This window comes from Streptomyces sp. WAC 06738 (assembly GCF_003945505.1).
GTDB lineage: Bacteria > Actinomycetota > Actinomycetes > Streptomycetales > Streptomycetaceae > Streptomyces.
Window position 1 is genome coordinate 2505951 of record NZ_CP029618.1, and the last position, 14016, is coordinate 2519966.

The following is a 14016-nucleotide window of genomic DNA, read 5'->3' on the forward strand; positions in this document are numbered from 1 at the left end:
AAGGGAAGTTGGCCGAAAAGATCGGGTCAGAGGAGGTTGTCCCCTCAACCAAGGGCGTACGCCCGCGCCCAGCCGCGAAAACGCCGGTGCCGGCCGCGCCCGCGCCGTGTCCTGCGGCGCGACCCCGGCGCACGTGCCACGTTTGCCTTCGCGGCGGCGACGACGGACCCCGGGGGCGCGGCGACAGCGCACGGAAGCGTGGGGGGCGGCACGGAGGGCGGCGGCGTGATCCCCGAGCGCCGCCGCCGTGCGCCCCCGGCGGTGCCCGAGACCGATCGCCGGGCCGCCGCGCCGACCGGTCGGCGTTGCGCGGGACGCCGCACTGGGGCATGCTCCTGTGAACCGTTCGCCGGGGCCACCTGGCATACCGCCGCCCGCCCCTGGGCAAGGGAGGTGGTGTCGCCGTACCCTTGTTGTACGGGATTGGGAAGATGATTCCCGGACACAGGAAGCGCGGACACAGCAAGCCGTGTCCCTCCAGCCACGAGGATTCCCTTCGCCGAGACACCGATGGCCGGTCACGAATTCCCCGAACCCGCGGACCGCAAGCCGGTCGCCGATCCCACGGCGGACCTGGAGGCGGCGGCCGAGCCGCGCCAAGGCTGCGATCCCGCTTTCAAGCACGGCGTCGTCTGCGGCTTCGACGGCTCCATGTCCAGTGAACGCGCCCTGGCCTACGCGGTAGGGATGGCGCGGCGCCTGGGCTGCGGCCTGATCATCGTGCACGTGGCCAACCGGCTGCCCACCACCGTCTGGGCCGGCTGCGAACCGCCCGTCTTCGTGGACGTTCCCGACCACCGCACCGAAGTCCTCGGGCTGGAACTCGCCTGCGCCGACTACCTGTCGGACGTGCCCTGGATCCTCGTCGAGCGCGGCGGCGACATCTGCCACGAACTGGAGGAAGTCGGCCGGGAGTACGAGGCCGACGCCATCGTGGTCGGCTCCACGCAGGGCATCGTGGGCCGCATCTTCGGCTCGGTCGCGGGCCGCCTCGCCCGGCGGGCGCAACGGCCCGTCGTCGTCGTTCCGTAGCCGCCCCCGCGCACGTTTGCGCCGGTCGCGCCCGTGGTGCGCGCCGTCGCGCCTCCCCGGAGAAATCTACTCGCGGGTAGATGTGGGTTGTGAATTTGTGAGGGGCATATAGGGGACACGACGACGCGCTGCCGACCGGGAGGTGACGGTCCCCGGTACGGCAGCGGCACCGCCGGCGTATTGGGCGACGCCGGCACAGGGGAGGCGGCCCTCTGCGCGACGTGGTGGCACGCGCAGAGGGCCGCTCTTTCGCCTCCCGCCGAGGGGCGGCGGGTTGAACGGGGCCGGTGGCTCCGGACCGCCTCACGTCCACGCTCCGTACGGCACCCTCCGCCGCGCCCCGGTGCGTCGGCCCGGACGGGGCCCCGTCACCCGCCGCGGCGACGGTTCGCGGGGGAGCCGTCCGTGCGGGGCGCGGAGTCGAGGGCCAGGCGGGCGAGGCGGGCGATGAACTCCGTCTGCAGGGCGGCCTGGTCGCGTACGGGGATCCAGCGGGGCCCGAAGCCGGCCGCGTAGCTGCGGCGCCAGCGGGTGAGCAGCGTCTCCGCCTCGGGACCGAGGGGATGGCCGTCCGTCGCACGGGCGAGCATCGCCGCCGCCCGCAGCGGCAGCCGCCGGGCGGCCATGCGCAGTGCGAGGGCGCCGCCCGCGGTCGCCGCGGGCGGCGGGCTGCCCGGCGAGGGCGGCGCGGACCACTGCGCGGCGTTGGTGAAGCAGGCTTCGGTGAGCCAGGCCGCGGCGTCCACCAACGGCCCCGGGGCGGCGCCGAGTCCGGTACGGGCCTCGTCCAGCAGCCCCGCCAACCGGTCGGCCTGCGCCCGCAGATGGCCCACGGCCTCTCCCACGACCACCCTCGGCGCCCCGGTGGGCCGGAGGTCGGCGACGCCCTCGACGGCCCAGACGGGCGTCTCGACGACGGCGGTCACCGTGCCGTACCGCAGCGGGTGGAACCATGTCGAACGGGTCAGCCAGTCGCGGTGCACGACGTTGGCGTCGAGCCCCGCCCCCGCGGCCATGAGGAAGACGCCCGGTCCCGCGCCGGGCATGTGCAGCGTGTCCACAGGGGCCACGGCCAGCGGCACGGCCAGGCCGGCGGCGGCGTCCGCGAGCGCCGCGCGGGCGCCCGGCAGGTCGTGGGTGAGCTGCACCCAGGCGCCGCCGACGTCGTTGGCGTGCAGGGAGAACTGCACCGCCGGGCGCAGTTCGTCCAGCACGGTCAGCAGCGCCCGGGTCTCCGGCAGCGGCGCGGCCCGGCCGCCCGGCGGCGGCAGCCACTCGGGCTGCTGGTCGGCGGCGGGCCGGTAGAAGTGGCGGAGCTGGCGCTCCAGGGTGCCGGGGTGGCGGGTCCAGGGCTCGGTGTGGCGGGCGCCGTCCGGGTCCAGGCAGAGCAGGAAGTGCCAGGCGGCGTCGCGGTCGTGGCGGCGGTCGCGCGCGCCGGCCCCGGCGCGCCCCCCGTGCCCCCCGTGCCCGCCGCGTACGGCCCGGTAGGCCAGGTCGGCGACGGCCGCGCCCCCGGCCGGCTCGTTCGCGTGCGCGCCGCTGACGACCAGGACGTTCCGGGAGCCGTGGCCGACGGAGAGCAGCCACAGCGGCTCCCCCGCGCGGGATTCGCCGATCTGCCGCAGCCGGCAGCGGGACGGATGGCGCCGCGCCAGGTCGCGGGCGGTCCGGGTGAGGTCGTCCACGGTGGGGTAGCGGTGCCGCGCCAGCGCGGGGACGCCGACCGACGTCACTCGCCGCTGGGGTTGCTGTCGCCTGCCGTCTCCTTCTTGTCGAGACGACGGATCCTGATCTCCTGCATCGCGCCTCCCTCCCACCCTTGTCAACTCTGTGTGCTTGAAACGACTCACTCAGTAGTGCACATTGGGCCGCGTCGGTGCAAGCTTCCTGGCGCATCATCCTGGAGTGGGGTATGGCGGTGGGAGAGTGGGCGCGGCCCCGGGTCAAACCGGAGCACCGCGGCTATCGCACCGTGGCGGGAAACGTCCGTATCGGCAGCGTGATCTACGGCGTCGGCGCGGAGATCGAGGACCCGCGGGGGTGGGTCTGGACGCTGGTCGAGGCGGCCGACGGCAGCCGCAGCACGCGCGACATCGTCACCGCCGTGCGCACCCGGCACGAGGAGATCGAACCCGGCGACGTCACCGCGGCGCTGGAGCGGCTGGCCGCGGCGGGCTTCCTGGAGGACGCGGCCGCGCCGCTGCCCGCGCAGTTCTCGCCGCGGGAGGCCGAGCGCTACAGCCGGGGCGTACCGCTGCTCCGCTGGATGGACCTGGGCGCCCGCGCCAGCGCGTGGGAGGCGCAACTGCGGCTGAAGGAGGCCCGGGTACTGGTCCTGGGCGTCGGGGGTACGGGGGGCGCGGCCGCCTGGCACCTGGCCGCCTCGGGCGTCGGCCACCTGCACGTGGTCGACGACGACCGGGTGGAACTGTCGAACCTCAACCGGCAGTTGCTGTACGCGGAGGCAGACCTGGGGCGGCGGAAGGCCGAGGCGGCGGTGGCCAGGCTCGCCGCCCTCAACCCCGACATCCGCGTCACCGGCGAGGTGCGCCGCATCGCCACCGCCGCGGAGCTGGCCGCGCTCGTCGTCTCCTCGCCCCCGTACGACGTGTTCGTGCTGGGCGCCGACGGGCCGCCGCAGATACGGCGCTGGGCGAACCGGGCCTGCCTGGCCGCGGGACTGCCGTGGGTGGACGGCGGCTACAGCGGGCCGCTGGTCACCGCGGGCGTCCACCGGCCGGGTAGCGGCGGGTGCTGGGAGTGCCTGCACGACCAGGCCAGGCAGCGGGCCGACCTCGGCCTCGCCCCCGGGGCGGACGAGCCCGGCACTTCCGCGCACCTGCCGTGGAACCCGGCCAACGCGGTCACCGCCGGGCTCTCCGGCGCGCTCGTCGCGTACGGCGCCCTGGCCCTGCTGACCGGCATCCCGCCGCTCGAACCCGGCGTCCGCTTCGGGTTCAACCTGATGGTGCCCGGCGACGAGGTGACCGTCCGGCTGCCCCGCCGCCCGGACTGCCCGGCCTGCGGCGGCCGCGGGTGAGACACGGTGGCGGGCGGCCGGCCCCGCGGCCGGCCGCCGCCACCGCCCGCGTCTACTCCACCGTCACCGACTTCGCCAGGTTCCGCGGCTTGTCGATGTCGCGGCCCAGCTCCAGCGCCGTGTGGTACGCGAAGAGCTGGAGCGGGATGCCCATGAGGATGGGGTCGAGCTCCGGCTCGCTGCGCGGTACCACGATCGTGTGGTCCGCCTTCTCCTGCCGCCGGTGCGCCACCGCGAGGATGCGGCCCTCGCGCGCCTTGATCTCCTCCAGCGCCGCCCGGTTCTTCTCCAGCAGCTCGTCGTCCGGCACGATCGCCACCGTCGGCACCTCGGGCTCGATGAGCGCCAGCGGGCCGTGCTTCAGCTCGGAGGCCGGGTACGCCTCGGCGTGGATGTAGCTGACCTCCTTGAGCTTCAGCGCCGCCTCCCGGGCCACCGGGTACCCGCGGACCCGGCCGATGAACATCATCGACCTGGCGTGCGCGTACTCCTTCGCCAGCGCCCGGATCTCGTCCTCGCCGCGCAGCATCTCGGCGATCTGCTCCGGCAGCCGCCGCAGCCCCTCGATGACGCGGCGGCCGTCGGCGACCGACAGGTCGCGGATGCGGCCGAGGTGGAGCGCGAGCAGGCCGAAGGCGACGACGGTGTTGGTGAAGCACTTGGTGGACACGACGCAGACCTCCGGGCCCGCGTGCACGTAGATGCCGCCGTCCGTCTCCCGGGCGATGGCCGAGCCGACGACGTTGACGACGCCGAGGACCCGCGCGCCCTTGCGCTTCAGCTCCTGCACGGCGGCCAGCACGTCGTACGTCTCGCCGGACTGGGAGACGGCGACGTAGAGCGTGTCGGGGTCGACGACGGGGTTGCGGTAGCGGAACTCGCTGGCCGGCTCGGCGTCCGCGGGCACCCGCGCCAGCTCCTCGACCAACTGCGCGCCGATCATGCCCGCGTGGTACGACGTGCCGCAGCCCAGGATCTTCACGCGCCGCACCGCGCGCGCCTCGCGCGCGTCCAGGTTGAGGCCGCCGAGGTGGACGGTGGAGAACCGGTCCTCGATGCGCCCGCGCAGCACGCGGTCGACGGCTTCGGCCTGTTCGCAGATCTCCTTGTGCATGTACGTGTCGTGGCCCGCCATGTCGTACGACTCGGGCGACCACTCCACCGTCTCCGGCGAGGACGAGGTGCGCGAGCCCTCGGTGGTGTACGTGCGGTAGTCGTCGGCCTTGATCGTGGCCATCTCGCCGTCTTCGAGGGTGACGACCTGCCGGGTGTGCGAGACCAGCGCGGCGACGTCGGAGGCGACGAACATCTCCCGCTCGCCGATGCCGAGCACCACGGGCGAGCCGTTGCGGGCGACGACGATGCGGTCGGGGTGGTCGGCGTGCAGCACGGCGATGCCGTACGTGCCCTCCACCAGCCGCATCGTCTCGCGTACGGCCTCCTCCAGAGTGGCGGCGGCGGAGCGGCCGACGAGGTGGGCCAGCACCTCGGTGTCGGTCTCTGAGGTCAGCTCGACGCCGTCGGCCGCGAGCTTGGCGCGCAGGTCGGCGGCGTTGTCGATGATCCCGTTGTGGACGACGGCGACCTTGCCCGCCTCGTCCAGGTGCGGGTGGGCGTTGGCGTCGCTGGGGGCGCCGTGGGTGGCCCAGCGGGTGTGCGCGATGCCCGTGGCGCCGGCGAAGCGCTTGGGCAGCCGGGCCTCCAGGTCACGTACCCGGCCCTTGGCCTTGACCGTCTTCAGCGCGCCGGAGCGGGCGGCGATGGCCACGCCGGCGGAGTCGTAGCCCCGGTACTCCAGCCGCTGGAGCCCTTCGAGCAGCAGCGGCGCGGCGTCTCGCTTGCCGATGTAACCAACGATTCCGCACATATCGTTCGCTTCCTGTCGGGAGAGGGTGAGGGTGGGGCTAGCCGTAGACGAGGCGGCGCAGTTGGCGCCGGGTCAGTTCGGGCGGGGCGACCGCGCGGTGCGCCAGCTCGCGGGCGATCCGGTCGAAGATCTCGTCGTTCACCAGGCCGGCCGCCTGGAGCTCGCGGTGGCGGCGGCGGACGAACGCGGGCGTCGTCTCGTCGAAGTAGGCCAGGACGTCCTGCACGACCCGCGCGGCTTCGCCGCGGCTGAGCGGCGCGCTGCGTGTCAGGTGGTCGATGAGGTCGTCGTGCACCCGTCGATACTGCTTGATGATCTTCACTTCCGCAAGAAATCTGCCCGGAATCGGGCAGGAATCCTTCCTTCCCCTCGCCGGAATGGTCTACACCCTTGACCGGCGCGGACACCGGCGGTACGCCTGGGAATGTCCATGTCATGCGCACGAGCCGCAGCCCCGAAGGGACCACTGTGAGAGGTCACCGCCTGAGGACTCCCCCGCACCGCTCCCCGCGCTCCCTCGCGCGCCTGGGGGTCGCGCTGCTGCTCACCGTCGCCGCGGGCGCCGGCGCCGGCGGCGCGGCGGCGCCCGGCGCGGCGGACGGGGGGCGGCGGGCCGCCGCGCCGGCCGCGCTGGACTCCGTCATCCCCGCCCCCGCCGCCGTCGCGCCCGGCGGCAGCCCGTACGAGATCACCGCCGATACCGCCATCCGGGTGCCCGCCGGCAGCTCGGCCGCCGCCGCGTCCGCCCGGGACGCGGGCGAGTACCTGGCCGGCGTGCTGCGCCCCTCGACCGGCTTCGAGCTGCCCGTCGGCAGCAAGTCGGGCGACGTGGAGCTGCGGCTGAGCGCCGAGCTGAAGAAGGCCGTCGGCACCGAGGGCTACGAGCTGACCTCCGGCGCCGACGGGGTGCTGATCTCCGCCGCCGCCCCCGCCGGGCTCTTCCACGGTGTCCAGACCCTGCGCCAGTTGCTGCCGCCCGCCGTGGAGGCGGACACCCGGCAGGACGGGCCGTGGCCGGTGGCGGGCGGGCGCATCACCGACGAGCCGCGGTTCGCGTACCGCAGCGCGATGCTCGACGTGGCGCGGCACTTCTTCACCGTCGAGCAGGTCAAGCGCTACATCGACCAGCTCGCGCTCTACAAGTACAACACCCTGCACCTGCACCTCACCGACGACCAGGGCTGGCGGCTGGCGATCGACTCGTGGCCGAACCTGGCCGAGTACGGCGGCAGTACGCAGGTCGGCGGCGGCCCCGGCGGCTACTACACCAAGGACCAGTACCGCGAGCTGGTCGCGTACGCCGCGAGCCGGCACATGACCGTCGTGCCGGAGGTCGACATGCCGGGCCACACCAACTCCGCCCTCGCCTCGTACGCCGAGCTGAACTGCGACGGCGTCGCCCCGCCGCTCTACACCGGCACGAGCGTCGGCTTCAGCTCGCTCTGCGTGCCGAAGGAGGTCACGTACGACTTCGTGGACGACGTCGTCCGCGAGCTGGCCGAGCTGACGCCCGGCAAGTACCTCCACATCGGCGGCGACGAGGCCCACTCCACACCGCACGACGAGTACGTCGCCTTCATGGAGCGGGCGCAGGCGATCGTCGCCGGGTACGGCAAGACGGTCGTCGGCTGGCACCAGATCACCGCGAGCCCCGCCGAGGGCACCGTCGCGCAGTACTGGGGCACCACCGGCGGCGAGCAGGGGGTCATCGACGCGGCCAAGGCGGGGACGCCGCTGGTGCTGTCGCCGGCCAACAGGACGTATCTGGACATGAAGTACCACGCGCAGACGCCCCTCGGGCTGAGCTGGGCCGGGTACGTCGAGGTGCGGCAGTCCTACGACTGGGACCCCGGCACGTACATGCGCGGCGGCGTGCCCGAGAGCGCGATCCTCGGCGTCGAGGCGCCGTTGTGGTCGGAGACGCTGTCGACCAGCGACCAGATCGAGTTCATGGCCTTCCCGCGCGCCGCGGGCGCCGCCGAGCTGGGCTGGTCCCCGGCCGCGAAGCTCGGCTGGGACGGCTACCGGGACCGGCTGGTGGCGCAGGGCCCGCGGTGGGAGGCGATGGGCGTCGACTTCTACCGCTCGGCGCAGGTGCCCTGGGAGTGATCCCGGCGCCGCCGGGACCGGGGGCACGGGCCCGCCTCCCCCCGGCGGCTGCCGGTCCGCGGCGAGGCCGCGGAGCCCGCTGAGGGGAGGCGGTGGGGGGACGGCCCGCACCGCTCGGCACGGCTGGAGACCACCGCCTCCGCGCCGTCCCGAGGAACGCTACGCACGCTAGTGGCCCCGACTCGGGCAAAAATCGCAACACGGGCGCCGGGCGCGAGCCTTAAGGCTCTCTTGAGGAACGCATCGGAAGCACTTAATCCGTGCGCCGGCGGGGCGGGAGCACCCCGCCCCGGCGGCGCACGGACGGTCGTTCAGGTGCGGGTGCCGCTCGGGTGCGGCACCCCGGGTACGGCGGCTCAGGTGCCGCCGCCGAGCTTCACCTCCCGCGGCGTGCCGTTGCTGCCGCTCCAGCCGGCGTTGAAGCCGAAGGAGACCGAACCGCCGTCCGGCACCCGGCCGTTGTACGGCGCGTTACGGCAGGTCACGGTAGTGCCGGTCTGGGAGCAGACCGCGTTCCAGGCGTTCTGGAGCCGCTGGCCGTCGGGGAAGTCCCACTGCGCGGTCCAGCCGTCGAGGGCCGCGCCGTCGCAGGAGATGGTGACGGTTCCGGTGAAGCCGCCCGGCCACTGGTTGGGCACCGAGTACGCCGCGGAGCACTCCTCGCCGGGCCCCGGCCCCGGGTCGCCGCCGCCGCTGCCGAGGTCGTCGGCGTAGCCGGCGATCCAGGCGAGCGGGGCGTTCCAGTTGATCGTGACCTCGTTGGTCGAGTACGACTCGATGTGGTCGATGTAGCACATCGCCGGCGGGCAGCCGGCCAGCTCTCGCTGTGCCACCGGGTCCTCCAGCTGCGAGTCCGGGCCGCCGGCCAGCGCGCCCGCGGGCGGGTTCGGCAGGCTCGGGTCGAGCTGGTTGGCCCAGAACCTGTGGTGCTGGTTCTTCGAGTCGCGCTCGCCGTGTCCGGTGACGTACGACTGGTTCAGCGGGTTGCGGCCCAGCAGGTAGTCGAGGCCCGTGAGCACGGCGTCGCGGTAGCCGGCCTCGCCGGTGAGCCCGTGGGCGGTGGCCAGGACGACCATGTTGTTGAGCACCTGGCTGTTGGAGCCCCAGACGTAGCGCCCGCCCTCGGGGGCGTACGGGACGCCGTAGGCGGCGTTCGCGGCGTCGGCCGCGTAGCCGTCGGCGGCGTCGGTGACCATGCCGCGTACGACGGCGAGCTGCGCGTCCGTCAGCCCGCTGTCGACGGTGGCCAGGTCGAGCGCCCCGAGTCCGGCGGTGGCGGCCCACGACATGCCGCCGCTCGGGAAGACCGCCGAGGCGTCGCCGTGCAGGGGCGAGCGGAGCACGTCCTGGAGGTACGCGTCCTCGCCGGTGGACAGGTACAGCTCGGCGGCGGCCCAGTAGAACTCGTCGCGCACGTCGCCGTCGCTGTACGCGCCGCCGCCGGTGCCGTCGTTCGGGTCGGCGAGCATGCCGGGGTGCGCCTTGGCGGCGGCGTACGCGGTACGGGCCGCGGTCAGGCAGCGGTCGGCGAAGGCGGCCGTCTCGTCATAGTCCCCGTAAAGCCGCCCGCACTGGGCGCCGGCGGCGGCCAGGTTGAGCGTCGCGGCGGTGGACGGCGGGTGCAGCTCGCGCGGCTGCGGGTCCTCGTGCGGCAGCGTCGGCAGGCCGGTCCACTGCGCGTCGTGCAGCTTGTGGTGCGCCATGCCGGCCAGGTCCTCGCCCGCGGGCACCTGCATGGCGAGCAGGAACTCCAGTTGCCAGCGCGCCTCGTCGAGCACGTCGGGCACGCCGTTGCCGCGCTCGGGCACGGCCAGCTTGCCGTCGCCGAGCGGCCCGCCGTCGGCGCCCTCGGTGGTCAGCGTGCGCTCGTACGCGCTCATCACCTGCGCGGCGGCGATGCCGCCGTTGACGACGTACTTGCCGTGGTCGCCCGCGTCGTACCAGCCGCCCGCGGCGTCCAGCGTGTAGTCGCAGACCCCCGGCTGGCAGGGGACGTCGTCGTCGCCCTGGTTGGGCGCGACGTTCACGTGCCCGGCGGGCCTGGCGTACTCCTCGCCGACCAGCCCGGCGTCGATCTCGATGCCGCTGCGGTTGTGGTAGAAGTACGCGAGCGCGTCGGTGCGCAGGGTGCCGTAGATGTCGTCGCCGATGGTGAACGGCTCGCTGGTCTCGCCGTCGATCGTGACGGTGTAGCCCTCGCCGGCCTCGGTGAAGTCGCCGAAGGCGAAGGTGTGCACGTTCTCCAGCGAGGTCGGGTCGGTGCCCGCGGGCACGGTGGTGCCGCGCGCCTTCTCGGTGCCGTCCGCGGCGTTCAGCGTCCAGGCGAGCGGCTGGGCGGAATCGGTGACGAAGGTGCCGTTCTTCGGCCCCTCGGTGAGGTAGCCGACCTGGTTGACGCGCACGGGCGAGCCGGTGTCCGGGTCGTACGGCGGCTGCTCCGCCCCGCCGCGCAGCGAGACGTCGTCGACGCAGAAGGTGAACGCCGCGTCGCTGCCGCCGATCTGGAAGGCGAGCTGGGCGGCGTCGTCCGCGGCGGTGGCGGTGAAGACGTGCTCGAAGGTCGTGGCGGCCTCCGTCACCTGGTCCGCGGAGGAGAAGAACTGGCCCCACGGCTCCACGGCCTGCTGCACGTTGGTGCGGATCGTCACCGGCTCGGTGGCGGTCGCGGTGTAGCTCAGGGCGTAGGTCTCGCCGGCGGCGAGCGGCAGGTCGTTCTGGCCGATGATGGCGTCCCACGGGTTGGCGGTCCCGGCGGGCACGTCGGCGCAGAGCCGCCCGTCGACCACGGTGGCGGGGTTGCCCGGCGTCCACCACCAGGGCGCGGTGCCGGCGTCGAAGCCGCCGTTGAGGATCAGCTCGGGGCCCTCGTCGGCCGCGGCGGCGCCGGGCGCGGCGAGCGCTCCGGCGACCAGCACGGCGGCGAGGGCACGGGGTATGTGCCGTCTCACGGAAGACGTCCTTTCGGCAGGGGGTGTGGGGGTTGGGGCGCGGCCGCGCCCCTCGTCGTCACGGCCGCGCCCTCGGGGCGGGGGTCGGCCCGCCGTCGTGCCGCGGCGGGTGCGTACGGGCCGGAGTCGTCCCGCCCGTACGCACCGGGCCGCGCGCCGGGGTCAGGGCTCCGTGCCCCACACCGGCGAGCCGGCGACGTACGCGACGATCCGGGGCGCGTCGATGTACGTGCCGGTGGTGGCGCGGCTGTAGTCGTCCGACTCGTTGAAGGCGGACCAGTCGGTCTTGTTCAGCCGCAACTGGATGTCGCCGGTGGAGGCGCCGGCGGCGAGGCTGCCGGCGCCGGCGGTGAAGCCGACCTCCAGGTAGTGCGTGGCGCCGGCTTTGCCGCCGCCGGCCGCGACCACGCGGTGCGTGATGTTGGCGGCGCCGAGCTGGGCGTAGTCGCACCAGGTGCTGTACGTGGCCGCGCCGGACTCGCCGCTGAACCAGTACCGGAGGGTGAGCGTCGACAGGCTCAGCGCGCCGCCGCCGGTGTTCACGATCCGGAGGCCCGGCTTGATCTGGTTGTCGGTGGGTGCCTGGTCGTTGTTGCGGTACTCGACCTTCACCGCCCCGGTGCCGCTGCCCGTCCCGGTCGTCGCCGCCACCGCGGCCGACTGCGCCGAGGCGTTGCCCGCCGCGTCCCGGGCGGCGACCGTGTAGGAGTACCTGGTGGCGGCGGAGAGCCCGGTGTCGGTGAAGGACGTGGAGGTCGCGCTGCCGACGGGGGTGCCGTCGCGGTACACGTCGTACGCCGTCACCCGCACGTTGTCCGTCGAGGCGGTCCAGGCGAGCGCGACGCTGCTCGCCGTGGTGCCGGTGACCCGCAGCCCGCCCGGCACGGTCGGCGGCTCGGTGTCGTCGCCGGGACCGCCGGGGGTCTCCCCGCCGAGCAGTTCGCCGTAGGCCGCGAGGGCGAGGGCCAGGGCGGCCTGGGCCCAGAAGCGGTGGTACGTGAACACCGGCGCGGCGCCGCCGTCGAGGTACGTCTGCACCTTCTCCCAGTCCGGATCCTCGCGGTACCAGGGGCGCAGGCCGATGAAGGTGACGCCGGGCGCGATGGGGTCGCCGTGCGGGGAGGTGCCGGACCAGCCGGCGGGCACGTACACCTCGTCCTCGAAGCGGTTGTAGTCGCGGCGGGTCTCGGGGACGGCGATGCCCTTGTCGTCGGCGTGCGCGGCCATCGCGTCGAGCAGCGCCTTGGCCAGCGCCGCGGCGTCGGTGTCCGCGGCCCTGGCGGCGTAGTAGACCAGCGTCATGACCAGCGCGGCGCCGACGCCGACGTCGTCGGCGTAGTCCACGACGTCCACGTGCAGGCCGGCGTTGGCACCCGGGTTCGCGGGGTTCCAGGTGTCGGGGGCGCCGGTCCACCGCAGGGTGGACGGGAAGCGGTAGCTGCCGTCGGCGCCGACGGTGGTCTCGGCGGAGGCCCAGGCGACCCACTTGGCGAGGATCGCCCCGGCGTCGGCGTTCCCGGTGGCGTGGTAGTACTGCGCGACGCGCTCCATGCCCCAGACCTGGAAGCCGAACCAGTTGTTGCTGGGCGGGTCGTGGTAGACGGGCTGCCAGTCGTACGGCATGCCGTAGAAGGTCGGCGTGCCGGCGGGCGGGCTGCCGTACCGCCCCTCCCAGCTATTGGTGCAGCCGCCGGCGAGGGCGCCCTCGGTGGACTGCAGCCAGCGCAGGAACTCCAGTTGCCGGGTGAGGGACTTGGCCCAGTCGCTCTTCGCGGTGGGGGACTTGGGGGTCAGCTCGGGCACGGTGGAGAGCGCCCAGGCCGCGAAGGGGTTCTGGTAGCCCTGGTGGGAGGCGCCGTCGCCGATGCGCCAGGCCCAGCCGCCGCCGCTGCCGGCGGAGCCGCCCCAGGCGTAGTACCAGGACAGCAGGTAGTGCTGCGAGCTGCGTCCTGAGCCCGCCGGGCAGCCGGTGGGGCTGGTGCAGTCGCCGATCCGCTTGAAGTACTTGTCGAACATCGAGTACCGCAGGTAGTCGCCCATCTTCGCGGCCCGCGCCACCGAGGCGGAGATCTGCCCGGCGTTGCCCTGCGCCTTGGCCCAGGTGAGCGCCCAGTACGCGGCCTGCACGGCGCGGGCGTCGGCGTCCGGGGCGTTGGTGTACTTCCACTGCCGGGAATAGGAGGCGTCCCCGACGAAGAGGTCGAGGTAGCCGTTGGGGCCGCCGTACTCGAAGAGGTCGGTCGTCGGCTGCGGGATCGTCTCCCAGACCGACTCCTGCGAGCCGCGCTGGTAGCTGTTGATGAAGGACGCGCCGGGCCCGGGGCCGTTCTGGCCGCCGGTGCCGGGGGTGTTGCCGTAGCCGTAGACGTTGTCGAGGTCCATCAGCCAGTGCATGCCGTAGACGTCCATCGTCCCGTACGCCGAGGCCAGTTCCGCGGCGATGGGATCCTGGCCGACGGAGACGGCGGGGTCGAGCTGGGAGGGGTAGGACGAGACCTCGGGGTGCTCGGGCGCGTAGGTGGCGGGCGAGCCCGGGTTGTACGAGCCGCTGCTGGCCTGGTCGGCGTGGGGCGGGATGATGGAGCGCTCGGCGGTCTCCCAGGCGCCGTTGAACGGGCCCCAGTCGCCGGTGACCCTGCCGTAGGCGGCCTCCAGCCAGATCCAGAAGCTGAACGCCTCCGAGGTGGTCTGGTGGCCGTGGTCGGGCGCCTCGACGATCAGGGTCTCGACGCAGTGGTAGGGGATGCCGTCCGGGCTGAAGTACCCGTTGGCGGGGTCCTTGATCTTCTCGTACTGGGCGAGGAAGGCGTCGGTGTACGGGGTGGCGGCGACGGCCTTCGTACGCTCGCCCGCCGGCGCCTCGGCGGCGTGGGCGGTGGCGCCGGCCAGGGCCTGCCCGGCGCCGAGGGCGACGAGCGCGCCGCCGGCGGCGGTGGTGAATGATCTTCGTGACAGCCGTGCGGACTCGTCGGGAGTGCGGGGTGCGTGCACGAATCCTCCTGGAACTGGAAGGTGTTCGG

At 73.9% G+C, this 14016-nt stretch carries 8 protein-coding genes; 3 read left to right on the forward strand and 5 right to left on the reverse strand.

From position 1 onward, the window contains the following. Nucleotides 1–510 precede the first annotated feature (510 nt). A complete protein-coding gene (locus tag DMB38_RS10490) occupies nucleotides 511–1032 on the forward strand; it encodes a universal stress protein (protein WP_047015912.1) in 522 nt (173 codons plus the stop codon). Nucleotides 1033–1400: 368 nt separating this feature from the next. Here DMB38_RS10490 and DMB38_RS10495 read toward each other — a convergent pair whose 3' ends face one another. Continuing rightward, entirely contained in the window at nucleotides 1401–2765 is a 1365-nt protein-coding gene (locus DMB38_RS10495; RefSeq protein ID WP_125934944.1) for a M14 family zinc carboxypeptidase, read from the reverse strand. 179 nt (nucleotides 2766–2944) lie between these two features. On the opposite strand from DMB38_RS10495, the gene DMB38_RS10500 reads away from it, so the two are divergent. Further along, entirely contained in the window at nucleotides 2945–4072 is a 1128-nt protein-coding gene (locus DMB38_RS10500; protein WP_125934945.1) for a ThiF family adenylyltransferase, read from the forward strand. Between the two features lie 52 nt (nucleotides 4073–4124). Here DMB38_RS10500 and glmS read toward each other — a convergent pair whose 3' ends face one another. Both glmS and DMB38_RS10510 read right to left on the reverse strand, forming a co-directional pair. Then, a complete protein-coding gene (gene glmS, locus DMB38_RS10505; RefSeq protein ID WP_125934946.1) occupies nucleotides 4125–5939 on the reverse strand; it encodes a glutamine--fructose-6-phosphate transaminase (isomerizing) in 1815 nt (604 codons plus the stop codon). A 37-nt stretch (nucleotides 5940–5976) separates the two neighbouring features. After that, entirely contained in the window at nucleotides 5977–6234 is a 258-nt protein-coding gene (locus DMB38_RS10510) for a hypothetical protein (RefSeq protein ID WP_047019935.1), read from the reverse strand. 173 nt (nucleotides 6235–6407) lie between these two features. Between DMB38_RS10510 and DMB38_RS10515 the strand changes: the two genes are divergently transcribed. After that, nucleotides 6408–8048 carry a beta-N-acetylhexosaminidase gene (locus DMB38_RS10515; protein WP_125934947.1) on the forward strand — a complete coding sequence of 547 codons (1641 nt, stop codon included), beginning with the start codon at nucleotides 6408–6410 and terminating at the stop codon, nucleotides 8046–8048. A 356-nt stretch (nucleotides 8049–8404) separates the two neighbouring features. On the opposite strand, the gene DMB38_RS10520 is transcribed toward DMB38_RS10515, so the two are convergent. Both DMB38_RS10520 and DMB38_RS10525 read right to left on the reverse strand, forming a co-directional pair. Continuing rightward, nucleotides 8405–10996: a glycoside hydrolase family 9 protein gene (locus DMB38_RS10520; RefSeq protein WP_125934948.1), complete on the reverse strand. Its 2592-nt coding sequence runs from the start codon at nucleotides 10994–10996 to the stop codon at nucleotides 8405–8407. 162 nt (nucleotides 10997–11158) lie between these two features. Then, the gene (locus DMB38_RS10525) at nucleotides 11159–13987 is read right to left on the reverse strand and encodes a glycoside hydrolase family 48 protein (RefSeq protein ID WP_240662108.1); all 2829 of its coding nucleotides are present in this window, start codon (nucleotides 13985–13987) and stop codon (nucleotides 11159–11161) included. Nucleotides 13988–14016: the final 29 nt, after the last annotated feature.